The 24240-nt window shown below is 60.9% G+C and carries 25 protein-coding genes; 23 read left to right on the forward strand and 2 right to left on the reverse strand.

Annotated features, from left to right (window positions below):
• The first annotated feature begins 10 nt into the window (after positions 1–10).
• The 14 genes from flhF (at position 11) to AC0Z4S_RS21000 (ending at position 15105) form a co-directional block, all read left to right on the forward strand.
• Complete coding sequence (gene flhF, locus AC0Z4S_RS20935) at positions 11–1351, forward strand: flagellar biosynthesis GTPase FlhF (protein WP_137216012.1); 1341 nt, start codon at positions 11–13, stop codon at positions 1349–1351.
• A gap of 116 nt (positions 1352–1467) precedes the next feature.
• Complete coding sequence (gene fleN, locus AC0Z4S_RS20940; protein WP_016771060.1) at positions 1468–2298, forward strand: flagellar synthesis regulator FleN; 831 nt, start codon at positions 1468–1470, stop codon at positions 2296–2298.
• Complete coding sequence (gene fliA, locus AC0Z4S_RS20945) at positions 2295–3035, forward strand: RNA polymerase sigma factor FliA (protein WP_016771059.1); 741 nt, start codon at positions 2295–2297, stop codon at positions 3033–3035. The genes fleN and fliA overlap by 4 nt, the downstream gene beginning before the upstream one ends.
• Before the next feature lie 167 nt (positions 3036–3202).
• Complete coding sequence (locus AC0Z4S_RS20950; RefSeq protein WP_024012118.1) at positions 3203–3574, forward strand: chemotaxis response regulator CheY; 372 nt, start codon at positions 3203–3205, stop codon at positions 3572–3574.
• Positions 3575–3592: 18 nt separating this feature from the next.
• A complete protein-coding gene (locus AC0Z4S_RS20955; RefSeq protein WP_042607546.1) occupies positions 3593–4381 on the forward strand; it encodes a protein phosphatase CheZ in 789 nt (262 codons plus the stop codon).
• Positions 4382–4435: 54 nt separating this feature from the next.
• Positions 4436–6706: a chemotaxis protein CheA gene (locus AC0Z4S_RS20960; protein WP_485624440.1), complete on the forward strand. Its 2271-nt coding sequence runs from the start codon at positions 4436–4438 to the stop codon at positions 6704–6706.
• Between the two features lie 49 nt (positions 6707–6755).
• Entirely contained in the window at positions 6756–7895 is a 1140-nt protein-coding gene (locus AC0Z4S_RS20965; RefSeq protein WP_083353303.1) for a protein-glutamate methylesterase/protein-glutamine glutaminase, read from the forward strand.
• Complete coding sequence (locus AC0Z4S_RS20970) at positions 7895–8635, forward strand: flagellar motor protein (protein WP_039763601.1); 741 nt, start codon at positions 7895–7897, stop codon at positions 8633–8635. Before AC0Z4S_RS20965 ends, AC0Z4S_RS20970 begins: the two co-directional genes overlap by 1 nt.
• A 12-nt stretch (positions 8636–8647) precedes the next feature.
• A complete protein-coding gene (motD, locus tag AC0Z4S_RS20975; RefSeq protein ID WP_429462228.1) occupies positions 8648–9541 on the forward strand; it encodes a flagellar motor protein MotD in 894 nt (297 codons plus the stop codon).
• Between the two features lie 43 nt (positions 9542–9584).
• Positions 9585–10373 (forward strand): ParA family protein, encoded by a 789-nt coding sequence (locus AC0Z4S_RS20980; protein ID WP_024012121.1) that lies wholly within the window; start codon positions 9585–9587, stop codon positions 10371–10373.
• 118 nt (positions 10374–10491) lie between these two features.
• A complete protein-coding gene (locus AC0Z4S_RS20985; RefSeq protein WP_485624441.1) occupies positions 10492–11445 on the forward strand; it encodes a CheW domain-containing protein in 954 nt (317 codons plus the stop codon).
• A 90-nt stretch (positions 11446–11535) separates the two neighbouring features.
• Positions 11536–12021: a chemotaxis protein CheW gene (locus AC0Z4S_RS20990; RefSeq protein ID WP_016771050.1), complete on the forward strand. Its 486-nt coding sequence runs from the start codon at positions 11536–11538 to the stop codon at positions 12019–12021.
• Position 12022: 1 nt separating this feature from the next.
• A complete protein-coding gene (locus AC0Z4S_RS20995; RefSeq protein WP_064365462.1) occupies positions 12023–12415 on the forward strand; it encodes a DUF2802 domain-containing protein in 393 nt (130 codons plus the stop codon).
• Between the two features lie 248 nt (positions 12416–12663).
• Complete coding sequence (locus AC0Z4S_RS21000; protein ID WP_485624442.1) at positions 12664–15105, forward strand: carbohydrate-binding protein; 2442 nt, start codon at positions 12664–12666, stop codon at positions 15103–15105.
• 45 nt (positions 15106–15150) lie between these two features.
• On the opposite strand, the gene AC0Z4S_RS21005 is transcribed toward AC0Z4S_RS21000, so the two are convergent.
• Positions 15151–15480, reverse strand: a complete 330-nt coding sequence (locus AC0Z4S_RS21005) for an EscU/YscU/HrcU family type III secretion system export apparatus switch protein (protein ID WP_485624443.1) — start codon at positions 15478–15480, stop codon at positions 15151–15153.
• Entirely contained in the window at positions 15477–17051 is a 1575-nt protein-coding gene (gene fliK / locus AC0Z4S_RS21010; protein WP_485624444.1) for a flagellar hook-length control protein FliK, read from the reverse strand. The genes AC0Z4S_RS21005 and fliK overlap by 4 nt, the downstream gene beginning before the upstream one ends.
• A 197-nt stretch (positions 17052–17248) precedes the next feature.
• Between fliK and ccmA the strand changes: the two genes are divergently transcribed.
• From ccmA to ccmI, 9 genes are all read left to right on the forward strand, one after another.
• Positions 17249–17884 (forward strand): cytochrome c biogenesis heme-transporting ATPase CcmA, encoded by a 636-nt coding sequence (ccmA, locus tag AC0Z4S_RS21015; protein ID WP_485624445.1) that lies wholly within the window; start codon positions 17249–17251, stop codon positions 17882–17884.
• On the forward strand, positions 17881–18549 hold the full coding sequence (gene ccmB / locus AC0Z4S_RS21020; protein ID WP_485624446.1) for a heme exporter protein CcmB: 669 nt from the start codon (positions 17881–17883) through the stop codon (positions 18547–18549). The genes ccmA and ccmB overlap by 4 nt, the downstream gene beginning before the upstream one ends.
• 97 nt (positions 18550–18646) lie before the next feature.
• On the forward strand, positions 18647–19402 hold the full coding sequence (locus AC0Z4S_RS21025) for a heme ABC transporter permease (RefSeq protein WP_129999047.1): 756 nt from the start codon (positions 18647–18649) through the stop codon (positions 19400–19402).
• Complete coding sequence (gene ccmD / locus AC0Z4S_RS21030) at positions 19399–19575, forward strand: heme exporter protein CcmD (protein ID WP_039763617.1); 177 nt, start codon at positions 19399–19401, stop codon at positions 19573–19575. Before AC0Z4S_RS21025 ends, ccmD begins: the two co-directional genes overlap by 4 nt.
• Entirely contained in the window at positions 19572–20027 is a 456-nt protein-coding gene (ccmE, locus tag AC0Z4S_RS21035; RefSeq protein WP_123442833.1) for a cytochrome c maturation protein CcmE, read from the forward strand. Before ccmD ends, ccmE begins: the two co-directional genes overlap by 4 nt.
• A 3-nt stretch (positions 20028–20030) precedes the next feature.
• Positions 20031–22019, forward strand: coding sequence for a heme lyase CcmF/NrfE family subunit (locus tag AC0Z4S_RS21040; RefSeq protein ID WP_485624447.1), 1989 nt, complete (start codon positions 20031–20033; stop codon positions 22017–22019).
• On the forward strand, positions 22016–22552 hold the full coding sequence (locus AC0Z4S_RS21045; protein ID WP_186620275.1) for a DsbE family thiol:disulfide interchange protein: 537 nt from the start codon (positions 22016–22018) through the stop codon (positions 22550–22552). The genes AC0Z4S_RS21040 and AC0Z4S_RS21045 overlap by 4 nt, the downstream gene beginning before the upstream one ends.
• The gene (locus tag AC0Z4S_RS21050; protein WP_471879956.1) at positions 22549–23019 is read left to right on the forward strand and encodes a cytochrome c-type biogenesis protein; all 471 of its coding nucleotides are present in this window, start codon (positions 22549–22551) and stop codon (positions 23017–23019) included. The genes AC0Z4S_RS21045 and AC0Z4S_RS21050 overlap by 4 nt, the downstream gene beginning before the upstream one ends.
• Positions 23016–24215, forward strand: a complete 1200-nt coding sequence (gene ccmI, locus AC0Z4S_RS21055; RefSeq protein ID WP_485624448.1) for a c-type cytochrome biogenesis protein CcmI — start codon at positions 23016–23018, stop codon at positions 24213–24215. Before AC0Z4S_RS21050 ends, ccmI begins: the two co-directional genes overlap by 4 nt.
• Positions 24216–24240: the final 25 nt, after the last annotated feature.

Raw genomic sequence — 24240 nt, forward strand, 5'->3', positions numbered from 1 at the left:
GTAGTGGTTTATGCAAGTTAAGCGTTTTTTCGCCGCCGATATGCGTCAGGCCATGAAGCTGGTTCGCGATGAGCTGGGCGCTGATGCCGCCATCATCGGCAACCGCCGCATCGCCGGCGGCGTCGAGTTGACGGCAGCACTGGATTACAAATTGTCGGCGCTGGCGCCGCGGGTTCCGAACATGGAACTCGAAGACGAGCTGCGCAAGACCCAGTCGCGCATCGTCACCGCCCAGGCCGAGCTGAGCCTGCGTGGCGAAGCCGACGGCAACACCAATCAACAGTTGTTCGCCGGCCTGCCATTGACCGCAGGCCTGCCGCTGACCGCTGCCGAGCCGCTGAGCGAGCCGACCTACGCTGCCCCGGCGCGTCCGGCCGCAGCCCCTGCGCAGGCTTCGGCGGGTGTCGATCCGCGAGCACTGGAGTCCATGCGTTTTGAATTGAACAGCCTGCGCGAGCTGATGGAAGTGCAGCTCGGCACCCTGGCCTGGAATCAGCTGCAGGGCAGCCGTCCGGCCCAGGCCAATCTGTATCGCCGTTTGCAGCGCATCGGCCTGTCCGGTCCGCTGTCGCGCGATCTGCTGGCGATGATTACCGATATCGAAGAGCCGCGTCAGGCCTGGCGCATGCTGCTGGCGCACCTGGCGCGGATGATCGCCGTACCGGAAGTCGAGCCGCTGGAAGAGGGCGGTGTGATTGCGATGGTCGGCCCCGCCGGCATGGGCAAGACCACCACGCTGGCCAAGCTCGCCGCGCGTTACGTGCTCAAGTACGGCGCGCAGAACGTTGCGCTGGTGAGCATGGACAGCTTCCGCATCGGCGCGCAGGAACAACTGAAAACCCTCGGACGCATTCTCAACGTGCCGGTAACGCACGTCGATCCGGGCCAGTCGCTGGTGCAGGCATTGGATCCACTGCTACGCAAACGCGTAGTTTTGATCGATACTGCCGGGCTGCAAGCCAGTGATCCGGCGTTGCGCATGCAGCTCGAGAGCCTGGCCGGGCGTGGCATTCGCTCGAAAAATTATCTGGTGCTGGCAACCACCAGCCAGAAACAGGTTCTAACCGCCGCTTATCACAGTTACAAGCGGTGCGGGCTGGCCGGCTGCATCCTGACTAAACTGGATGAAACGGCCAGTCTCGGCGAAGTGTTGAGCCTGGCGATCAGTCATGAATTGCCGGTCGCGTACCTGACCGATGGCCCACGGATTCCGGATGATCTGCATCTGCCGCGCCGTCATCAACTGGTCAGCCGCGCCGTCAGCGTGCAAATGCAGGAAGAACCCAGCGAAGAAGCCATGGCTGACATGTTCGCTGATATCTATCACAGCCCGACCAAGCAGGTTGGCTGAGGTAATCATGAACAGTTTTTGTACCTACATCGATGGTCTGCCACGCATTGTTCCGATCGGGAACGCGCAGCCAGTAATGTGGCCTCCGTCTATGCAAGACAAGGTAAAGAAATAACATGGGCAGCATGCATCCCGTACAGGTGATCGCGGTGACCGGCGGCAAAGGTGGCGTCGGCAAGACTAACGTGTCAGTGAACTTGTCGCTGGCGCTGGCAGAGCTTGGCCGTCGGGTCATGCTGCTGGACGCCGACCTGGGCCTGGCAAATGTCGACGTTCTGCTGGGGCTGACACCCAAACGCACACTGGCCGACGTGATCGAAGGCCGTTGCGAATTGCGCGACGTGCTGTTGCAGGGGCCGGGCGGGATTCGCATCGTGCCGGCGGCCTCCGGCACGCAGAGCATGGTGCACCTGAGCCCGGCGCAACACGCCGGCCTGATCCAGGCGTTCAGCGATATCGGCGACAATCTCGACGTGCTGGTGATCGACACCGCTGCGGGTATTGGTGACTCGGTAGTCAGTTTCGTTCGCGCTGCGCAAGAGGTGTTGCTGGTGGTCTGCGACGAGCCGACTTCGATCACCGACGCTTACGCGCTGATCAAGTTGCTCAACCGCGACTACGGCATGAACCGCTTCCGCGTGCTGGCCAACATGGCGCAGAGCCCGCAGGAAGGGCGCAACCTGTTCGCCAAGTTGACCAAGGTCACGGATCGCTTCCTCGACGTCGCCCTACAATACGTCGGCGCCGTGCCGTACGACGAAAGCGTGCGCAAAGCGGTGCAGAAGCAGCGCGCCGTCTACGAAGCCTTTCCCCGTTCCAAGTGTGCGCTGGCCTTCAAGGCCATCGCCCAGAAGGTCGACACCTGGCCGCTGCCCGCCAACCCGCGCGGTCATCTGGAATTTTTCGTCGAGCGTCTCGTGCAGCAAACCGCAGGGCCTGTGATATGACCGCCAGTGGCATGAATCTTTACAAAAAGTCGGCGCGTGACGCGCAATACGAATTGATCGAGCGCTACGCGCCACTGGTCAAGCGCATTGCCTATCACTTGCTGGCACGCCTGCCGGCCAGCGTGCAGGTCGAAGACCTGATCCAGGCCGGGATGATCGGTTTGCTCGAAGTCTCGACCAAATACGACGCCAGCAAAGGCGCCAGTTTCGAAACGTACGCGGGCATTCGAATCCGCGGCGCGATGCTCGACGAAGTGCGCAAAGGGGACTGGGCGCCACGCTCGGTTCACCGTAATACCAGGATGGTCAGCGACGCGATTCGCTCGATTGAAGCTAAAACCGGCCGTGACGCTAAAGATCACGAGGTTGCGGCCGAACTCCAATTGAGTCTCGACGATTACTACGGGATTCTGAATGACACCTTGGGCAGTCGCCTGTTCAGTTTCGACGACCTGTTGCAGGACGGCGAACACGAAGGGCTGCACGAGGATGGCGCCAGTGCGCATATGGAGCCGTCACGCGATCTGGAAGATGAACGCTTCCAGGCGGCGCTGGCGGACGCGATTGCCAATTTGCCGGAGCGTGAGCGACTGGTGTTGGCGCTGTACTACGACGAAGAGCTGAACCTCAAGGAAATCGGTGAGGTCCTTGGCGTCAGTGAATCGCGGGTCAGCCAGTTACACAGCCAGTGCGCGGCCCGTCTGCGGGGGCGTTTGGGGGAGTGGCGAGCGCGCTGAAGGCAGTGTGGGGACACTGCGAAACGAGGCTGGTGCGGTGATCAACGGCGCCGGTCTCGATCCGTTGTGCTCCAGACAAACTTTAAGTGCTGCGCCGATTGATTGAAGTGGCGCGTCCAGGTGCTGGGCGCGTTTAAGACTGCTTGGAGGTCGAATTGAACAAAGACATGAAAATCCTCATCGTTGATGACTTCTCAACGATGCGGCGGATCATCAAGAACCTGCTGCGCGATCTTGGGTTCACCAACACCGTCGAGGCCGACGATGGCACCACTGCCATTCCGGTGCTCAACAGCGGCAGCATCGACTTTCTGGTAACGGACTGGAACATGCCGGGCATGACCGGTATCGACCTGCTGCGCCACGTGCGTGCCGATGAAAAACTCAAGCACCTCCCGGTGTTGATGGTGACTGCCGAAGCCAAGCGCGAGCAGATCATCGAGGCCGCTCAGGCCGGTGTGAACGGTTACGTGGTCAAACCTTTCACGGCTCAAGCGTTGAAAGACAAAATCGAGAAGATTTTCGAACGCATCGGCTGATGAATGCGCGGGGGAGCTATGGAGCATAACGAATCATCCCAGGGCGATTTCGAATCGACCCTGAAAAAACACGCGGTCGAACTGGTCGAGAGCCTTGAAAAAGGCAGGTTCGGCGACGCGGTGCAACTGATCCATGAGCTCAATCAGACCCGTGACCGCGGCCTGTATCAGGAAGTGGGCAAGCTCACACGTGAACTGCACAGTGCGATCGTCAATTTCCAGATCGATCCGCACATGCCGCAGGCCGAGGAAGTGTCGCAAATCACCGACGCCACCGAACGCCTGGGCTACGTGGTCAAGCTGACGGAAGCCGCGGCCAACCGCACCATGGATCTGGTGGAAAGCGCCACGCCGGTGGTCAACAGTCTGGCTGATGAAGCGCAGACGTTGAGTGCCGATTGGGGCCGCTTCATGCGTCGCGAGGTCGGGGCTGAAGAGTTCCGTGAGCTGGCGCGCCGGGTCGACGGTTTTCTGTCACGCAGCAGCACGGACAACCGTGCGGTGTCGAGCAACCTCAACGACATCCTGCTGGCTCAGGATTACCAGGACCTCACCGGTCAGGTGATCAAGCGTGTGACCCAACTGGTCACCGAAGTCGAAAGCAATCTGCTCAAACTCGTGCTCATGGCCAGTCAGGTCGACCGCTTTGCGGGCATCGAACATGACCGCGCCGCAATGCTTGCCGAAAAAGATCCACAAAAACATCTCTCGCAGGGTGAAGGTCCGCAGATTCATGCCGATAAACGAGAAGACGTTGTGTCCGGTCAGGACGATGTGGACGATTTGTTATCCAGCCTTGGATTCTAGTATTTCGGAATTTCAGGTTTTTTGGGTTTTTAGACCTGTAGGAGCACCCCATTAATGAGCTTCGGCGCCGATGAAGAGATCCTTCAGGATTTCCTGGTTGAGGCCGGCGAGATTCTTGAGCAACTGTCCGAACAACTGGTCGAGCTGGAAAGCCGCCCGGATGATGCAGATCTGCTCAATGCAATTTTTCGCGGTTTCCACACTGTAAAAGGGGGCGCCGGCTTCCTTCAGCTCAATGAGCTGGTGGAGTGCTGTCACATCGCCGAAAACGTGTTCGACATCCTCCGTAAGGGTGAGCGTCGCGTTGATGCAGAACTGATGGACGTTGTGCTGGAAGCACTGGACGCGGTGAACAGCATGTTCAGCGAAGTCCGCGAGCGTGCACCGATCACCGCCGCCACGCCGGAACTGCTGGCCGCGCTGGCGCGTCTGGCCGAGCCGCAGTCGGCTGATGAAGCTGTTGCTGCACCGGTAGAAGTGGTGGAAGAGCCGGTCGCCGAAAGCGCATCGGACGACATCACCGACAACGAATTCGAACAACTGCTGGACTCGCTGAATGCCGTCAAGGCACAAGCCGAGGCCCCGGCTGCTGTTGTGGCCCCCGCGCCGGTTGCCGACACGGCCGCCAGCGATGAAATCACTGATGCCGAATTTGAGTCGCTGCTCGATCAACTGCATGGCAAAGGCCAGTTTGCTGTCGATGCGGTCGCTCCGGCGGCACCAGCAGCGCCGGCCGCGCCTGCTGCGGGCGATAGCTCGGACATCACCGACGACGAATTCGAAGCCTTGCTCGATCAGTTGCACGGCAAGGGCAACTTCGCCGTTGACGCGCTGGAATCGGCCATCGCCTCGGCGCCGGCAGCCCCTGCTGCACCAGCCGCAGCAGCGGCCGGCAGCGACCTGATCAGCGATCACGAATTCGAATCGCTGCTCGACGAATTGCATGGCAAAGGCAAGTTTGACGCCAGCGCTGCGACTGCTGGCTCCGCGTCGAGCGTCGCCACGCCAGCGGCGAAAGCACCGGCTGCCGCTGCTGCGCCGAAACCTGCGGCCAAGCCTGAACCGAAAGCCGAGGCGCCGAAACCGGCTGCCGCTGCTGCACCGGCTCCGGCCCGTGCTCCTGCGACACCGCCAGCGGAAAAACCGGCCAGCGAAGCGGAAACCACCGTGCGCGTCGACACCGCGCGGCTCGACGAGATCATGAACATGGTCGGCGAGCTGGTGCTGGTGCGTAACCGTCTGGTGCGCCTGGGTCTCAACAGCGGCGACGAAGCCATGTCCAAGGCCGTGTCGAACCTCGACGTGGTCACCGCTGACCTGCAGACCGCCGTGATGAAGACGCGGATGCAGCCGATCAAGAAGGTCTTCGGGCGCTTCCCGCGTCTGGTTCGCGACCTTGCGCGGCAGCTGAAGAAAGAGATCAACCTGGAACTGGTGGGTGAAGAAACCGACCTCGACAAAAACCTTGTCGAGGCCCTGGCCGACCCGCTGGTCCACTTGGTGCGCAACGCCGTCGACCACGGCATCGAGTCGCCGGAAGAACGCGAAGCGTCGGGCAAGGCCCGTGGCGGTCGCGTGGTGCTGGCGGCCGAGCAGGAAGGCGACCACATCCTCCTGTCGATCTCCGACGACGGCAAAGGCATGGACCCGAACGTCCTGCGTTCGATCGCGGTAAAACGCGGTGTGATGGACAAGGACGCGGCCGATCGCCTGAGCGACACCGAGTGCTACAACCTGATTTTCGCTCCGGGTTTCTCGACCAAGACCGAGATCTCCGACGTGTCCGGCCGTGGTGTCGGCATGGACGTGGTGAAGACCAAGATTTCCCAGCTCAACGGTTCGATCAACATCTACTCGACCAAGGGCCAGGGTTCGAAGATCGTCATCAAGGTGCCGCTGACGCTGGCGATCATGCCGACCCTGATGGTGATGCTCGGCAATCAGGCGTTCGCGTTCCCGCTGGTCAACGTCAACGAAATCTTCCACCTCGACCTGTCGACCACCAACGTCGTCGACGGTCAGGAAGTGGTGATCGTGCGCGACAAGGCGCTGCCATTGTTCTACCTCAAGCGCTGGCTGGTCAGCTCCGCCGCTCACGAAGAGCAGCGCGAAGGCCATGTGGTGATTCTTTCGGTGGGCACCCAGCGGATCGGCTTCGTCGTCGATCAATTGGTCGGCCAGGAAGAAGTGGTCATCAAGCCATTGGGCAAAATGCTCCAGGGCACTCCGGGCATGTCCGGCGCCACCATCACCGGTGACGGCCGCATTGCGCTGATTCTCGATGTTCCAAGCATGCTCAAGCGTTACGCCACAAAGCGTATTTGAATCCGGGGCGGCGGCGCGATGACGCGCCGCTGCACCTAATGGAGTGTTTATGGCAGTCAAAGTCCTGGTGGTGGACGATTCGGGTTTTTTCCGCCGCCGCGTCTCGGAAATTCTTTCGGCGGATCCGAGCATCCAGGTGGTCGGCACGGCCACCAACGGTAAAGAGGCGATCGATCAGGCCATGGCGCTCAAGCCTGACGTGATCACCATGGACTACGAGATGCCGATGATGGACGGCATCACGGCAGTGCGGCACATCATGCAGCGCTGCCCGACCCCGGTGTTGATGTTCTCCTCGCTTACGCATGAAGGTGCAAGGGTAACCCTCGATGCGCTGGACGCCGGCGCGGTGGATTTCCTGCCGAAGAATTTCGAAGACATCTCGCGCAACCCCGAGAAGGTCAAGCAGTTGCTGTGCGAGAAAGTCCACAGCATCTCGCGCAGCAATCGTCGTTTCAGTGCCTATAGCGCGCCGGCTCCCGCCGCTGCGCCAGCGCCGACGCCTGCCCCGGCAGCCTCGAGCTACAGCAGCCACAGCAGCCACAGCAGCCCTGTGCCGGCGCGTCCAGCGCCAGCGCCTGCTCGTGCATCCGCTGCCAGCGCTTCGTCGTCGGCCCCGAAACGCAAGGCCTACAAACTGGTTGCCATCGGCACTTCGACGGGCGGCCCGGTTGCGTTGCAACGCGTGCTGACGCAATTGCCAGCGAATTTCCCGGCGCCGATCGTGCTGATTCAGCACATGCCGGCAGCGTTCACCAAGGCGTTTGCCGAACGTCTCGACAAGCTCTGCCGCATCAGCGTCAAGGAAGCCGAGGATGGCGACATCCTGCGTCCGGGCCTGGCGCTGCTGGCGCCGGGTGGCAAGCAGATGATGATCGACGGCCGTGGCGCGGTGAAGATTCTGCCGGGCGACGAGCGTCTGAATTACAAGCCGTGCGTGGACATCACTTTCGGTTCTGCTGCCAAGTCCTACGGCGACAAAGTTCTGGCAGTGGTGCTGACCGGCATGGGCGCCGACGGTCGCGAAGGCGCGCGTCTGCTCAAGCAGGGCGGCAGCTCGGTGTGGGCGCAAGATGAGGCAAGCTGCGTGATCTACGGCATGCCGATGGCCATCGTCAAAGCCGATCTGGCTGACGCGGTGTACGGTCTGGACGACATCGGCAAGCACATCGTCGAGGCGTGTATCTGATGGATGTTCTCAGCCTTATCGGCCTCATCATGGCGTTCGTCGCCATCATCGGTGGCAACTACCTGGAAGGCGGTCACCTCGGCGCACTGGCCAACGGCCCGGCAGCGCTGATCGTACTGGGCGGCACCGTCGGTGCTGCGCTGTTGCAGTCGCCAATGAGCGCGTTCAAGCGCGCCATGCAGATTCTCGCCTGGATCTTCTTTCCACCGCGTGTCGACCTGGCCGGCGGCATCGACCGCGTGGTCAATTGGAGCCTGACGGCGCGCAAGGAAGGTCTGCTCGGTCTCGAAGGCGTGGCCGATGCCGAACCCGACAGTTACTCGCGCAAGGGCCTGCAACTGCTGGTCGACGGCGCCGAGCCGGAAGCCATTCGCAGCATTCTCGAAGTGGATTTCTACACCCAGGAATCCCGTGATATCGAAGCCGCCAAAGTCTTCGAAAGCATGGGCGGCTACGCGCCGACCATCGGCATCATCGGTGCGGTGATGGGCCTGATTCACGTGATGGGCAACCTCGCCGATCCGTCGCAACTGGGTAACGGCATTGCCGTGGCTTTCGTCGCGACGATCTACGGCGTGGCCAGTGCCAACCTGATCCTCTTGCCGGTCGCGGCCAAGCTCAAGTCCATCGCATTGCGGCAGTCGCGTTATCGCGAAATGTTGCTGGAAGGAATCCTGTCGATCGCCGAAGGTGAAAACCCGCGCTCTATCGAGCTGAAGCTTCAGGGCTTCATGGATTGATGGGGGAAATGGATCATGGCTCGTCGCAGGCACCAGGAAGAACACGTTAACCACGAGCGCTGGCTCGTGTCCTACGCGGATTTCATCACTTTGCTGTTCGCGTTTTTCGTGGTGATGTACTCGATCTCGTCGATCAACGAAGGCAAGTACAAAGTCATTTCCGAAGCGCTGATCGGCGTATTTACCGACTCCGATCGCTCGCTCAAACCGATTCCGATCGGCGACGAGCGGCCGAAAACCGTGACCCCGGCCAAGCCGCTGGTCAAGGATGCCGAACAGGTCGACGCCGGTATCGCCGGCGCCAGCGATCCGCTGAAAAGCATTGCTGACGACATCAGTGCCGCGTTCGGTGACTTGATCAGCTCCAACCAGATGACCGTGCGCGGCAACGAGTTATGGGTCGAGATCGAACTCAACTCCAGCCTGTTGTTCGGCAGCGGCGATGCGATGCCGAGCGACATCGCCTTCAGCATCATCGACAAGGTCGCGGCGATCCTGAAACCGTTCGACAACCCGATCCACGTCGAAGGCTTCACCGATGATCAACCGATCCGCACGGCGCAGTATCCGACCAACTGGGAACTGTCCTCGGCGCGCTCGGCGAGCATCGTGCGCATGCTCGCCATGCAGGGCGTGAACCCGGGCCGGCTGGCGTCGGTGGGCTACGGCGAATTCCAGCCGGTGGCCAACAACGCCACGGTCGAAGGTCGGGCGAAGAACCGTCGCGTGGTGCTGGTGGTGTCGCGCAATCTTGATGTGCGCCGCAGCCTCACCGGCACCGGAACCGCCAATGCGCAACCGGATGCGGCGTTGAAGCGCGCTGGCACACAAACTGCACCGACCCCGGTCAAGACGCCGGGACGCGAGAGTGCCGTCAATTCTCCGTCGCCCGCATTAACACGCTGAAGCATGTCTCGGCCAATCAACCCGGCCGGGAGGAACGAACTGAATGAGAGTCTGGGCAGTCGCCAATCAAAAGGGTGGTGTCGGTAAAACCACATCCTCCATCGCTTTAGCCGGGTTGCTGGCCGAGGCGGGCAAGCGCGTGGTTGTGGTCGATCTCGACCCGCACGGCTCGATGACCAGCTATTTCGGTTATGACCCCGACAGCCTGGAACACAGCAACTACGACCTGTTCCTGCACAAGGGCAGCGTGCCGCAAGGCCTGCCGGGACAGTTACTGCTGTCGACCAGCGACGAACGCATTTCCCTGCTGCCATCGAGCACTGCACTGGCCACCCTTGAGCGCCAGTCGCCGGGGCAGAGTGGTCTGGGCCTGGTGATCGCCAAGAGTCTGGCGCAGCTGTGGCAGGACTTCGATTACGCAATCATCGACAGCCCACCGTTGCTCGGCGTGCTGATGGTCAACGCCCTCGCGGCGAGTCAGCAACTGGTGATTCCGGTGCAGACCGAGCACTTGGCCGTGAAAGGTCTGGAGCGCATGGTCAATACCCTGGCGATGATCAACCGCTCGCGCAAACAGCCGCTGCCGTTCAGCATCGTGCCGACTTTGTTCGACCGCCGCACGCAGGCCTCGATGGGCACCTTGCGCGTGCTGCGCGACAAATTTCCCGACGATATCTGGCACGGCTACATTCCGGTCGATACCCGACTGCGCGATGCGAGCCGCGCCGGCGTCACGCCTTCGCAATTCGACGGCAAGAGCCGCGGCGTGCTGGCCTACCGCGCGCTGCTCAAGCACCTGCTTGCGCAGCAACTTGTTCCGCAGGTGGCCTGAACATGATCTCCATCCGTGTAGGAGCTGCCGAAGGCTGCGATCTCTTGATCTTGCCTGCCAGTGTTCCTCAGAAGATCAAAAGATCGCAGCCTGCGGTAGCTCCTACCGGGAGTTGCGCATGAACCGGCCGGTCAAGCTGACTTCTCGTCCGCAACAGGCCTTGCAGTCCTATCTGGAAGACCTGCTGCTGGATCTGCCTGAAGACGTGCCGCCGCCGGTCGAAACGCTGCCTCCAGTCGTCGAACAGGCGCAGCCAGAAGTGCAAGAAAGCACCGAGGCCATGGACGAGTTCCAGGCAGCGGTGCTCGAAGAGCAGGCTCGCGACGCGCAGAAGTCTGTCGCTCCAATTGCCGCACCGGCTGTTGCACCGGCAGCCAAAGCACCGGTCGCGCTGATCGACGAGCCGCGCGCGCCGCTGTCGACGCTGGCGCCGCTGCTGCAAACACAATTATTGACCGTGCCGGAACCAGAACCCGAGCCGGAACCCGCGCCGCCAGTGGCGGAGCCGCAGGTGCTGATTCCGCCGCTGGTCGAAGTGCATCTGCCACCGAACAACCCGCCGCCACCGGTTGAACCCGATGGCCGTCCGGCCTGGGCTGCCGAAGCCTTCGAATGCTTGCTGTTCGATGTTGCCGGGCTGACGCTGGCGGTGCCGCTGGTGTGCCTCGGCTCGATCTATTCGCTGGCCGGCCACGAGCTGACGCCGCTGTTTGGTCAGCCGGAGTGGTTCCTCGGGATTCTGCCGAGCCAGGCCGGCAACCTGAAGGTCCTGGACACCGCGCGCTGGGTCATGCCGGATCGGTACCGCGATGATTTCCGTCAGGGCCTGCAATACGTGATTTCGGTACAAGGTTACGAATGGGGGCTGGCGGTACATCAGGTCAGCCGCTCGTTGCGCCTGGATCCGAATGAAATCAAATGGAGAAGTCACCGGGGTCAGCGGCCATGGCTCGCCGGCACCGTGATCGAGCACATGTGTGCATTGCTTGATGTATCCGCGCTGGCCGAGTTGATCGCCAGCGGCGGGGCAAAGCACTTGGGCGGCAACAAGCCGCTACATAAACCGACATAGCAGCCGACATAACAATCAGGCGATGGCATTTTTCAATGCCACCACACAGAACACACACCGCCCAGGGCGGTTTTTTCGAGGGGTCAGGGTATGAGTAGTCAGGCGTCGAATGCAAAAGGTTCTGAAGATCCGATCCTGCAATGGGTGACCTTCAAACTGGATAACGAAACCTACGGCATCAACGTGATGCGCGTGCAGGAAGTGCTGCGCTACACCGAGATCGCTCCGGTGCCGGGTGCCCCAAGCTACGTGCTGGGCATCATCAACCTGCGCGGTAATGTGGTCACCGTGATCGACACCCGTCAGCGCTTCGGCCTGCACAGCGGCGAGATCAGCGACAACACCCGTATCGTCATCATCGAAGCCGACAAGCAAGTCGTTGGCATCATGGTCGACAGCGTGGCCGAAGTGGTTTACCTGCGTCAGTCGGAAATCGAAACCGCACCGAACGTCGGTAACGAAGAATCGGCCAAGTTCATTCAGGGCGTATGCAACAAGAACAACGAGCTGCTGATTCTGGTCGAGCTGGACAAGATGATGAGCGAAGAAGAATGGTCGGAACTGGAGAGCATCTGATTTGATTCTCGAGGTTGCGGTAATTGTCCTGTTCCTGTTCTGGGCCGGCACGCTGGCGATGTTCGTCTCGTACATCAAGGCGCAGCGAGTGATCGCTGCGCAGCAGGCCCAGGGCGATGCGCTGCGCGATCAGCGCATCAAGGAACTGGCCAAACGCGTCGACGACTACCAGAACGGCAATGTGCGCATGGGCGAGGCCCTGCACGAGTTGCGCGCGGTGGTGAGCCCGTTGCCGGACAAGATCGTTGCACTGGAACAACGCGACCCGTCGAGCCTGTCATTCGCCCAGGCGGCGAAACTGGTGGGCATGGGCGCCAGCGTCGATGAACTGACTCAGTCGTGCGGCCTGACCCAGGCTGAGGCGGAGTTGATGCGCAAACTGCACAAAAACTGATACCTGCTGCGCCACTTGTCTTGAGCAAAATCGTCGGTCACACCGGCGATTTTTTTTGCCTGCGATTTCTTTGAAGAATGCCAGAGCCGCGCATTACCGTTTGTCCGAACTGGTATTTCTGACAGTGGAGAATCTCCTTCGCGCCGCCCTAGAGTCCTCCTGTATTGCGAGGGATCCGCTCGTCCTGGGGGGGCGTCACCTGTTTTCGCAAATCCTTCAATCGTGGCTGGCGTTGAATTGGAGTGTGTATGCAAATCGGAGCAGAGAACCTGAGCAAATCACGATCACCCCGCGCGTCTAGGGCGGTGCTGACAACCCTGCTGCTCATGATTGTCTGCCTGGCTCGAGCAAATGCGGGAAGTCCGCTCGTTCAAGACACAGCCGTACCCGTTGAGAAAAATTGTCACGGTGTTCACCTGGTCAATATCGTCGGGCATATGGATGACGATCTCCTGTTCATTGAGCCGGGTATTTCCCAGGTGCTCAATGCTGGCGGTTGCGTCACCAGTATCTTCCTCAACGGTGGTGGTACCGGATTGGAAGCCGGTTTCGATTTTGTTTTAAAGCGAGAAAATGCATCGAAGAAAGCCTATGCGGCAATGTTGGGCAGGCCGACTGAATGGACTCCTGCCATCATCAACACAGGTCCAGCACGCGTGATGAGCGTCACTGCCAATGCGCAACCTGGATTGAAACTGATATTTTTGCGAGTGCCCGGAGGGGGGGTTCGGGGCGGAGATGTGCCGCTGGCCAATCTACTTGACCTCGATACGGTCGTTAAAAGCTGGCCCTTTGTGGATTATGCGGAGGGGCCGATAAACCTCTACAGCGGGTCTTCTCTCATTGAGCTTCTGACCGGATTGATCGTCAGTGAAGGCGCCACCAAAGTGTACGCACTCAACCCTGACACCGTTCCGTATGAAGAACATCCTGACCATATCTATTCCGCGCGATTGACCAGGCTGGCCGTGCAGAAATTGACTGCTGATATCCCGGTGACTTATCACGAAACCTACTCATCGGCGGGGCTGCCTCCAAACGTGGATCCCTCATCCTTGCAGGCCAAGAGGCATGTCGTAGCGCGTTACTTCCATTTTGAAATGGCGGAACCGGTTCACTTCGTGTTCAGTGAGGCCTTCTGGAATGGCAACTGGATCGGTCGCCATAATTTCGACCTCAGCCACTCTCACGAGCGTGTACCGACGGTCAATATTCCTTGGCGGCCGTTGGTCAATTTCCAGACGCAACAGTGTCTGGTTTCGAATGGACTTGGGCGGCGGGTGTCGCTGGCGAAATGCGAATCGAATACTGATCAGGGTTGGGCGTTTGTACCCTCTTCCGTTCCTGTCGGGGGGAAAGGGGTAGCCCTGTTGAAAACAGCATCCGGTCATTGCATTGGGCGCGAGGGTGATCAATTGATCGAACGCGTTTGTGAGCGTAATGCATCGTCTCAGCAATGGACCCCGTGGGATTTCGGCAAAGTTTTCGTACCGGGCCCCGGGAGGAAATGTCTGGATGCAGGGCAACCCGCATTGATTGCGAACTGCGACATGTTTGCGGGTTCCGCATTGTGGGTGCGCAGTGTCGATAACATTGATAGCAATGAATCGATGGAGGTGGCACTGACCGGGGATGTCATTGGCAACGGTTCAGACCGGACAGTGCAAGTACAGCGCCGCCCGGACGGACCGGGTGTTGACGTCTGGGTTACATCGATGGACGCAGACAAGGTCACCTCTGAAAAGTGGTACGAGGGGCGAGTTCCGTTCGATCCCGCCTCGTTGAGTTCCGGATGCGACACTGCGCTTTGTTACGACTCCACGCGCTATCTGCTGGCCGATTTCGATGGTGATCGCAGGGCAGATCTGATGGCTATATCTGCGGGTAAAGGTGACGAAACCATTTTCAGATTGTTGAAAAATGAAGGTGGCCATTTTGCTGCCCCGGTAGTCTGGCGCACTCTCGAGACAGGACATGCCTACGGGCAGGCCCGGCAGTACCTGACCGGCGACTTCAGAGGCGTCGGCAAACAAGATGTGCTGATCGTGCAGACCTGCGATAAGGCATTGTCGGCTTTCTGGCTGATGACAAACACCGGATCGAGCCTGGAAGTCCCGGTTCTATGGGGAGACGCTCGAAAATCGCCATTATCGACTCGTTTTTTTAACGTAAGGCTGGACCCTGACGGCAAGGATGATGTGCTCGCTGTTCATTCGAGCGGGCAGGGGCTGAATTTGTACACCTATAAGAGCAGTGGTTCTTTTTTGGCGTTTGATAAAAGTTTCGAGTATCCGGGCTTTCTTCGCGCGAGAGTGGTCGTGATGAGTTCCGCGGCCACCAAACTGACGGATATCTGGATTTTGCACGCGACAGCAAACGACGCTGCGACCTTTTTCTGGAAAATCAGCAACCTGGATAAGGGGGAGTTTGCGGCGATTCCGTCTTTGGTGTTTGTGGCGCCCCAGCTCAAATGGGCCGATGTGCGGCCCTATGGCTCAGCGACGGGCAGGCAGCTCCTGCTTCCCTACCGTGTTGATGATCCTGTTGCCGAGTATCACTGGCGGGTTGGCAGAGTCGGCTTCATGGCGCTGAATCTGTCCGAGGCCGGCAGTGCTGTCGGCCTAAAGGATCATGGCCATTCACCACAGTTCGAATGGGCGAATCTGCTCTGGCGAGCGCGTTTGAATTGAAGGCGTGTCAGAACGTCGCTTTCATCTGGAGATAAGGTGCGCCGCTTAGAAATCGTCGCCGCGCTCGGTGATGTCCTTCTCGACCATCGGCGCGTTCGGGTCTTGCCCCTCAGGGAATTTGCCCTTCAGGTTCCAGGCAAACGCGATGATCTCGGCGATAGTGCGGTAGAGCTCTTCTGGGATGCTGTCGCCCAGTTCCATCCGCGCCAGCAGGCGTACCAGTTCGGCGTTTTCGTAGATCGGCACTTCGTAATCGCGGGCGATGCGCAGGATTTCTTCGGCCAGTTCATCGTCGCCCTTGGCGGTGAGCGTCGGGGCGTGGTTGCCGTCGTATTTGAGGGCGATGGCCTGGCGTGGGGCAGTGGAATCATTCATGCGGTTTCGTCGACCCAGCGGTGTTCGAGGCGGGTTTGGTTGCCTTGCGGCGGGGTGCCGTGGTGGCAGTCGAGGTCGCCGACGTTGAGCCCGGAATCGAGCAAGCGCTGGCGCAGTGCAAACAGGTTGTTCTCGATCAGGTCGGCGGTGTACGGGCGCTCGGCCCACAGCTGACTGGACAGGCTGCCGGCGACCAGTTGCGCCTGGATCTGCATCGGCCCGAGCGGTTCCAGATCGAAGGCCAGATCGACCCGCCACAGATGCTGTTTCGCTTCACGCTCGTCGCGGCGTTCGTGGGCCTGCGGCTCGCGTTCCGGCGCTTCTTCACGCTGGAATTTGACTTGCAGCGGCACGATGTCCTGCAGGTTGCGCATGGGGATTTCCAGCTGCCAGGTGCTGAGCAGGCGGCCATCGTCGGTGACGCCGGTCTGTTCCAGGCTCGACAGCTGATGACTTTGCAGACGCGACACCGCAGCGGCGGCGAGGCGCAGCAGTTGTTCGAGATCGCCTTCGCCTTCCAGTTTCGCCAGCAGCCGTTCGGGCAACGGGAAGCTGCTCGGCACCGGTTTGGCGCTGACCTGACCGAGGGTGCCCAAGGCGTTTCGAACGAAACTCGGCAGCGCCTGTGCCAAGGTGTTGGCGGCGATGATCGCATTGAAATTGGTGTTGTTCGGCAGGCCCGGAGTCAGTTGCGCGATCAGCTTGAGCAGGTCGGCTTTCATGTCCGGGGCGAGGCTCGGGTTTTGCCCGCCGAGCAATTTCGCTTCGAGGAATGCGCCGCTGTTGGCCAAGGCCAGCGCCACGCCTTTGGCCGTGCTCATTTGCTGCACGTCCGGCAGGCTGGCGAGCAACTTGTCGACCACTGCACGAAGATCGGCCGAGGTCTGATCGCTGGCCGGCGGCAGGTTCTGCAGCAGTTTCAGCAGACCATCGAGCGAGCCCTGACGACTTTGCTGGCCGAGCAGTTGCTGACTGACCGCCAGTTGCTCCTGACGGCTGCTCAACGGCACGAATTTGAGGGTTTGCGCGTCCTGCACCTGCGCCGACAACAAGGTGCCGATGCGCAGCGGTTGCGGGCTGTCGACGGTCAACGTGCTGCCGCTTAACGCCGTATTGAGCAGGGTCACCATCGAACGGAACACCGCCGCTTGTCCCGGCGTCTGCGGCAACGCTTGGGTGGTCACGACTTTGCCTTGCAACAAGGTGCCGGCCGGCAATTGCGCGGTATCGATGCGGGTGAGAGTGGCGACGCTGCTGGCGATCGCTTGCTGCACCGTGATCGCCAGATTGCCCGCCGACGGCTGGGTGATTGCCAGATTGGTGCCCTGTGGCAACGGCAGATTGCTACTGGCCTGCACGGTGGTCTGGCGACCGCTGTCGAGGGTCACTTTGAGCAGCAATTCAAAGGTCTGATCGGCCTGCTTGAGCGACAACACCTCGGCTTTGGCGCTTTGCCCGGCGCCGATCAGACCCTCGACCGGCGTCAGCAGCTTGAGCAATTCACCCATCTGCGGGCGAGCGCTCGCCGGCACGGTGGGCGGCAGCGGGAGGATGTTCATTTCGCCTGTCATACGCGGACACAACCTGAGGAAATTGCACTCTTGAGAGTAAGGCACGGCATGTATAATGCCGCGCGTCGTGCGCTTCGTTCAAAAAACCTGGCAATTGTTTGATCCAGCTCGCCAGATCGAGCGATCAAAGCATCTATGCTGCATCTCTTTAACGGCCGTTCCAGAGCCGACTTGAACCGTATAAGGCCCGTGATCCCTTGACCAGTCCTGTCCTGCAAACTGTTGCCCTGGCGTGTGAACGCGATCTGCGGCTGCTTTTCGAAAACCTCGAATTGCGCCTGGTCAGTGGCGACATGGTGCAGATCAGCGGCCCCAACGGCAGCGGCAAGACCAGTCTTTTACGTCTGCTCGCCGGTTTGATGCAACCCACCGATGGCCAGGTGCTGCTCAACGGTCAGCCGCTGACCGAGCAACGCAGCGAACTGGCGCGCAATCTGTTGTGGATCGGCCACGCCGCCGGGATCAAGGATCTGCTCACTCCCGAAGAAAACCTGTCGTGGCTCTGCGCCCTGCATCATCCCGCCGAGCGCGAGGTGATCTGGCAGGCGCTGGCAGCGGTAGGATTGCGCGGTTTCGAAGATGTTCCCTGCCACAGTCTTTCCGCTGGCCAACAGCGCCGTGTGGCGCTGGCGCGGCTGTATCTGGACAGCCCGCCGTTGTGGATTCTCGACGAACCTTTCACCGCGCTGGACAAGCAGGGCGTTGCGCAACTGGAAGAACATCTGGCCGGGCATTGCGAACGCGGTGGGCTAGTGGTGCTGACCACCCACCATACGCTGAGCCGCATGCCGGCCGGTTATCGCGACATCGATCTGGGGAAATGGGCGGTATGAGTGTCTTCGGCCTGCTGCTTGCCCGCGAATCGCGCCTGCTGTTCCGCCGCCCGGCGGAGCTGGCCAATCCGCTGATTTTCTTCGCCATCGTCATTGCACTGTTCCCGCTGGCCGTCGGCCCGGAAACTCAAGTCTTGCAAAACCTGTCCCCGGGGTTAGTCTGGGTGGCGGCGTTGTTGTCGGTCCTGCTGTCGCTGGACGGATTGTTTCGCAGTGATTTCGAAGACGGCTCGCTGGAACAGTGGGTCCTTTCGTCGCACCCGTTGCCGCTTCTGGTGCTGGCCAAGGTGCTGGCACACTGGCTGTTCTCCGGTCTGGCGCTGGTGCTGCTGTCGCCTCTGCTGGCGTTGATGCTCGGTTTGCCGGCCGCGTGTCTGCCGGTGCTGCTGCTGTCGTTGCTGCTGGGCACGCCGGTGCTGAGCCTGCTCGGCGCAGTGGGCGCAGCGCTGACAGTCGGTTTGAAACGCGGCGGTCTGTTGCTGGCGCTGCTGATTCTGCCGTTGTACATCCCGGTGTTGATCCTTGGCAGCGGCGCGTTGCAGGCCGCGCTGCAAGGCATGCCGGCGACCGGATACCTGTTGTGGATGGCCAGCCTTACAGCCTTGGCGATCACCCTGACACCCTTTGCAACAGCCGCTGGCCTGAAGATCAGCGTCGGCGAATAATAATGAGGCCTGGTCAAAAATTGACCACTTCTTCCAGAAGAAAGGCATGACCCTCTGCCAGCTCGCGATGATGAGCGGCAACCGTGATGGAAACAGTATGAACTGGACCTGGTTTCACAAGCTCGGCTCGCCCAAGTGGTTCTACGGCATCAGCGGCAAGTTCCTGCCGTGGCTGAGCATCGCAGCGTTGCTGCTGATCGGCATTGGTGTGGTCTGGGGCCTGGCGTTCGCGCCGCCGGATTACCAGCAAGGCAACAGCTTCCGCATCATTTACATCCATGTGCCGGCGGCGATGCTCGCCCAGTCGATCTACGTGATGCTCGCGGTGTGCGGCGTGGTCGGGCTGGTGTGGAAGATGAAGCTGGCCGACGTCGCCCTGCAATGTGCTGCGCCGATCGGTGCGTGGATGACCGCCGTGGCGTTGGTCACCGGCGCAATCTGGGGCAAACCGACCTGGGGCTCGTGGTGGGTGTGGGACGCGCGCCTGACCTCGATGCTGATTCTGCTGTTTCTGTATTTCGGCGTGATCGCGCTGGGCAATGCCATCAGCAACCGCGACAGCGCTGCCAAGGCCTGCGCGGTGCTAGCGATCGTTGGGGTGATCAACATTCCGATCATCAAATACTCGGTGGAGTGGTGGAACACCCTGCACCAGGGCGCGACGTTCACTCTCACGGAAAAACCGGCGATGCCGGCGGAAATGTGGCTGCCGTTGCTGCTGACAGTGCTGGGGTTCTATTGCTTCTTCGGCGCTGTGCTGTTGCTGCGCATGCGTCTGGAAGTGCTCAAGCGCGAAGCTCGCGCCAGTTGGGTGAAAGCCGAAGTACAGCAGAATCTGGAGGCGGCGCGATGAGTTTTGCTTCATTCGGCGACTTCCTCGCCATGGGCCATCATGGCCTGTATGTCTGGTCGGCCTACGGCATCTGTCTGGCGGTGCTGGCCCTCAACGTGGTGGCGCCGATTGCGGCGCGCAAGCGTTATCTGCAACAAGAGGCGCGTCGTCTGCGCCGGGAGAACGGCCAGTGAATGCGCTGCGCAAAAAACGTCTGATCATCATTCTGGCCATCCTGGTCGGGGTCGGCGCCGCTGTCGGCCTGGCCCTGAGCGCGCTGCAGGAAAACATCAATCTGTTTTACACGCCGACGCAGATCGCCAACGGTGAGGCGCCGCAGGACACGCGCATCCGCGCCGGCGGCATGGTCGAGGCCGGTTCGCTGCAACGATCAAAGGATTCGCTGGACGTCAGGTTCGTCGTCACCGATTTCAACAAATCCGTGACCATCGCTTATCGCGGCATCCTCCCGGATCTGTTCCGCGAAGGGCAGGGCATCGTCGCCCTCGGCAAGCTCAACGCTGACGGCGTGGTGGTCGCTGATGAAGTGCTGGCCAAGCACGACGAGAAGTACATGCCGCCGGAAGTGACCAAAGCGTTGAAGGACAGCGGTCAATCCGCGCCAACGCCTGTGAAGGAGGGTTGATCGATGGCAGCCGCACTGTTTATTCCTGAGCTGGGCCATCTGGCGATGATCCTCGCCCTGTGTTTTGCGCTGGTGCAGGCCGTGGTGCCGCTGGTTGGCGCCTGGCGCGGTGATCGTTTCTGGATGAGTCTGGCCCAGCCCGCAGCATGGGGGCAGTTTGCGTTTTTGCTGTTTGCGTTCGGCATTCTGACCTATGCCTTCATGGTCGACGATTTCTCCGTCGCCTATGTCGCAAACAACTCCAATACCGCCTTGCCGTGGTACTACAAGTTCAGCGCGGTGTGGGGCGCCCACGAAGGTTCGCTGCTGCTGTGGGCGCTGATTCTCGGTGGCTGGACCTTCGCCGTGTCGGTGTTCTCACGGCAGTTGCCGCAAGTCATGCTCGCCCGCGTCCTGGCGGTGATGGGCATGATCAGCACCGGTTTCCTGCTGTTCCTGATCCTCACGTCCAACCCGTTCAAACGCATCCTGCCGCAGATGCCGAGCAATGGCGCTGACCTCAATCCACTTTTGCAAGACATCGGCCTGATCGTTCATCCGCCGATGTTGTACATGGGCTACGTCGGCTTTTCGGTGGCGTTCGCCTTCGCCATCGCAGCGTTGATGGGCGGTCGCCTCGATGCGGCATGGGCGCGCTGGTCGCGGCCATGGACCATCGTCGCCTGGGCGTTCCTCGGTATCGGTATCACCCTTGGTTCGTGGTGGGCGTATTACGAACTCGGCTGGGGCGGCTGGTGGTTCTGGGATCCGGTGGAAAACGCCTCGTTCATGCCATGGCTGGTCGGCACCGCGTTGATTCACTCGCTGGCGGTCACCGAAAAACGCGGTGTGTTCAAGAGCTGGACGGTGTTGCTGGCGATCGCTGCGTTCTCCCTGAGCCTGCTCGGCACTTTCCTGGTGCGTTCGGGCGTGCTGACCTCGGTGCACGCGTTCGCCTCGGATCCGGAGCGCGGCGTGTTCATCCTGATTTTCCTGCTGTTCGTGGTCGGCGGCTCGCTGACGCTGTTCGCACTGCGCGCGCCGGTAGTGAAAAGCCAGGTCGGCTTCAACCTGTGGTCGCGCGAGACTTTGCTGCTGGGCAACAACCTGGTGCTGGTGGTCGCGGCGTCGATGATCCTGCTTGGCACCTTGTATCCGCTGATTCTCGATGCCATCAGCGGCGCCAAGCTGTCGGTCGGCCCGCCGTACTTCAATGCGTTGTTCATACCGTTGATGGCGTTGCTGATGCTGGTCATGGCGGTCGGTGTGATCGTGCGCTGGAAGGACACCCCGGTGAAATGGCTGGCGAGCATGCTCACCCCGGTGCTGCTCGGCAGCGTCGCACTGGCCGTGGTGGCCGGCGTGGCTTATGGCGACTTCAACTGGGCGGTGATTGCGACATTCCTGCTCGCTGCTTGGGTGCTGCTCGCCGGCGTGCGCGATCTGTTCGACAAGACTCGCCACAAGGGTTTGATCAAGGGCCTGCCGACGCTGACCCGCAGCTATTGGGGCATGCAGATCGCCCACCTGGGCATCGCCGTGTGCGCGCTGGGGGTGGTGTTGTCGAGCCAGAACAGTGCCGAACGCGACCTGCGTCTGGCGCCGGGCGAGTCGATGAACCTGGCCGGCTATCAGTTCGTCTTCGAAGGCGCCAAACACTTCGAGGGGCCGAATTTCACCTCGGACAAAGGCACCATCCGCGTCATTCGCGACGGCCAGGAGATCAGCGTGCTGCACCCGGAAAAACGTCTGTACACCGTGCAGAACTCGGTGATGACCGAAGCCGGCATCGATGCCGGTTTCACCCGCGATCTCTACGTCGCCCTCGGCGAGCCGCTGGATAACGGCGCCTGGGCCGTGCGCGTACACGTCAAACCGTTCGTGCGCTGGATCTGGTTCGGCGGCTTGCTCACCGGTTTCGGTGGATTGTTGGCCGCACTGGATCGGCGTTATCGGGTCAAGGTGAAAAGCAAAGTGCGCGAAGCGCTGGGCATGACGGGAGCGGCGGCATGAGGCGTTGGTTGATGTTGTTGCCGCTGGCGATTTTCCTGCTGGTGGCGGTGTTTCTTTATCGCGGTTTGTACCTGGATCCGGCGGAGCTGCCGTCGGCGATGATCAACAAGCCGTTCCCGGAGTTTTCCCTGCCCAGCGTGCAGGGTGACAAGACGCTGACCAAGGCCGACATTCTTGGCAAACCGGCACTGGTCAACGTCTGGGGCACCTGGTGCATTTCCTGCCGGGTCGAGCATCCGGTGCTGAACAAACTCGCCGAGCGCGGCGTGGTGATCTACGGCATCAACTACAAGGACACCAATGCCGATGCCTTGAAATGGCTGGCCGAGTTCCACAATCCGTACGCGCTGGATATTCGTGATGACGAAGGCTCGCTGGGCCTCAACCTCGGGGTCTACGGCGCGCCGGAAACGTTCTTCATCGACGCCAAGGGCATCATCCGCGACAAGTTCGTCGGGGTGATCGATGAGCAGGTCTGGCGCGAGAAACTCGCGGCCAAATATCAGGCGCTGGTCGATGAGGCCCAGCCATGAAGCGTTTTCTTGCAGCACTGGTGTTGGGCTTGAGCCTGGCCGGTGTCGCCCACGCGGCCATCGACACCTACGAGTTTGCCAACGAGGGCGACCGCGAGCGTTTCCGCGAACTGACCAAGGAACTGCGCTGCCCCAAATGCCAGAACCAGGACATCGCCGACTCCAACGCGCCGATCGCCGCCGACCTGCGTAAAGAGATTTTCCGCATGCTCGGCGAGGGCAAGGACAATCAGCAGATCATCGACTTCATGGTCGATCGCTACGGTGATTTCGTCCGCTACAAACCGGCGCTGAATGCGAAGACCGCGCTGCTGTGGTTCGGCCCGGCCGGGCTGCTGCTCGGTGGTTTCGTGGTGATCGCACTGATCGTGCGCAGGCGCCGCGGGCAACGTGCCGAAACCCCGTCATCGCTGTCTGCCGAAGAACGTCAGCGCCTCGACCAACTGTTGGATAAAAACCAAGAATGATTGATTTCTGGCTTGCCGCAGGGCTGTTGCTTCTGGTCGCCCTGAGTTTTCTGCTGATCCCGGTGCTGCGCGAACGCCGCGCCCAGCGTGAAGAAGATCGCACCGCGTTGAACGTCGCGCTGTATCAGGAGCGGGTTGCCGAGCTGCAAGCGCAGCAGGCCGAAGGCGTGCTCGACGCCGCGCAACTGCACAGCGGCCGCGCGGAAGCCGCACGGGAACTGCTCGCTGATACCGAAGGCGTCACCGCACCGCGTGTCTCGCGGCTGGGCAAGCCGTTGCCGTTGTTGGCTGCAGTGTTGGTGCCGGTGTTGGGCCTCGGTCTGTACCTGCATTTCGGCGCCGCCGACAAGGTCGAACTGACCCGCGAATTCGCCCAGGCGCCGCAGTCGATGGAAGAGATGACCCAGCGTCTGGAGCGTGCAGTTGCAGCTCAACCGGATTCCGCCGAAGGTCTGTATTTCCTCGGCCGTACCTACATGGCTCAGGATCGCCCGGCGGACGCGGCGAAGATGTTCGAGCGCGCCGCCAACCTCGCCGGTCGCCAGCCGGAACTGCTCGGCCAGTGGGCGCAGGCGCAGTATTTTGCCGACGGTAAAAAGTGGTCGGAGAAGATTCAGAAACTGACTGACGAAGCGCTGAAGGCCGATCCGAAAGAAGTCACCAGCCTCGGCCTGCTCGGCATCGCCGCGTTCGAAGGCGAGCGGTATCAAGAAGCAATCGACTACTGGAATCGCCTGCTCGCGCAACTGCCTCCGGAAGACAACTCGCGCGCTGCGCTGCAAGGCGGAATCGAGCGTGCCGCCGAACGCCTGAAGGCCAGCGGTGGCAAAGTTGCCCAAGTACCGGCGCCGAAAGCTGCGTTGCTGAAAGTCAGCGTTGATCTGGCCAGCGAACTCAAGAGCAAGGTGCAGCCGGGCGACAGCGTGTTCATCTTCGCCCGCGCCACCTCAGGCCCACCGGCGCCGCTGGCGGCCAAACGTCTGACCGTCGCCGACCTGCCAGTGACCGTCGAACTGGGCGACGCCGACGCAATGATGCCGCAGTTGAAACTGTCCAACTTCCCTGAAGTCCAACTGGTTGCGCGCATCTCACGGGCCGGTCAACCGACGGCCGGTGAGTGGATCGGTCGCAGCGGCCCCCTGGCCAGCAGCACCACCGCGCCACAAAAACTGACCATCGACAGCCCGGACCAGTAACCGGACCCAACAGGAAAGCACCGCC

It is taken from the genome of Pseudomonas sp. 1L-B-1-E-C1 (assembly GCF_057291835.1).

Coding starts and splice junctions, on each gene's coding strand:
- flhF (WP_137216012.1), top strand. CDS start 11: ATGCAAGTTAAGCGTTTTTTCGCCGCCGATATGCGTCAGGCCATGAAG.
- fleN (WP_016771060.1), top strand. CDS start 1,468: ATGGGCAGCATGCATCCCGTACAGGTGATCGCGGTGACCGGCGGCAAA.
- fliA (WP_016771059.1), top strand. CDS start 2,295: ATGACCGCCAGTGGCATGAATCTTTACAAAAAGTCGGCGCGTGACGCG.
- AC0Z4S_RS20950 (WP_024012118.1), top strand. CDS start 3,203: ATGAAAATCCTCATCGTTGATGACTTCTCAACGATGCGGCGGATCATC.
- AC0Z4S_RS20955 (WP_042607546.1), top strand. CDS start 3,593: ATGGAGCATAACGAATCATCCCAGGGCGATTTCGAATCGACCCTGAAA.
- AC0Z4S_RS20960 (WP_485624440.1), top strand. CDS start 4,436: ATGAGCTTCGGCGCCGATGAAGAGATCCTTCAGGATTTCCTGGTTGAG.
- AC0Z4S_RS20965 (WP_083353303.1), top strand. CDS start 6,756: ATGGCAGTCAAAGTCCTGGTGGTGGACGATTCGGGTTTTTTCCGCCGC.
- AC0Z4S_RS20970 (WP_039763601.1), top strand. CDS start 7,895: ATGGATGTTCTCAGCCTTATCGGCCTCATCATGGCGTTCGTCGCCATC.
- AC0Z4S_RS20980 (WP_024012121.1), top strand. CDS start 9,585: ATGAGAGTCTGGGCAGTCGCCAATCAAAAGGGTGGTGTCGGTAAAACC.
- AC0Z4S_RS20985 (WP_485624441.1), top strand. CDS start 10,492: ATGAACCGGCCGGTCAAGCTGACTTCTCGTCCGCAACAGGCCTTGCAG.
- AC0Z4S_RS20990 (WP_016771050.1), top strand. CDS start 11,536: ATGAGTAGTCAGGCGTCGAATGCAAAAGGTTCTGAAGATCCGATCCTG.
- AC0Z4S_RS21000 (WP_485624442.1), top strand. CDS start 12,664: ATGCAAATCGGAGCAGAGAACCTGAGCAAATCACGATCACCCCGCGCG.
- AC0Z4S_RS21005 (WP_485624443.1), bottom strand. CDS start 15,480: ATGAATGATTCCACTGCCCCACGCCAGGCCATCGCCCTCAAATACGAC.
- fliK (WP_485624444.1), bottom strand. CDS start 17,051: ATGACAGGCGAAATGAACATCCTCCCGCTGCCGCCCACCGTGCCGGCG.
- ccmB (WP_485624446.1), top strand. CDS start 17,881: ATGAGTGTCTTCGGCCTGCTGCTTGCCCGCGAATCGCGCCTGCTGTTC.
- AC0Z4S_RS21025 (WP_129999047.1), top strand. CDS start 18,647: ATGAACTGGACCTGGTTTCACAAGCTCGGCTCGCCCAAGTGGTTCTAC.
- ccmD (WP_039763617.1), top strand. CDS start 19,399: ATGAGTTTTGCTTCATTCGGCGACTTCCTCGCCATGGGCCATCATGGC.
- AC0Z4S_RS21040 (WP_485624447.1), top strand. CDS start 20,031: ATGGCAGCCGCACTGTTTATTCCTGAGCTGGGCCATCTGGCGATGATC.
- AC0Z4S_RS21045 (WP_186620275.1), top strand. CDS start 22,016: ATGAGGCGTTGGTTGATGTTGTTGCCGCTGGCGATTTTCCTGCTGGTG.
- AC0Z4S_RS21050 (WP_471879956.1), top strand. CDS start 22,549: ATGAAGCGTTTTCTTGCAGCACTGGTGTTGGGCTTGAGCCTGGCCGGT.
- ccmI (WP_485624448.1), top strand. CDS start 23,016: ATGATTGATTTCTGGCTTGCCGCAGGGCTGTTGCTTCTGGTCGCCCTG.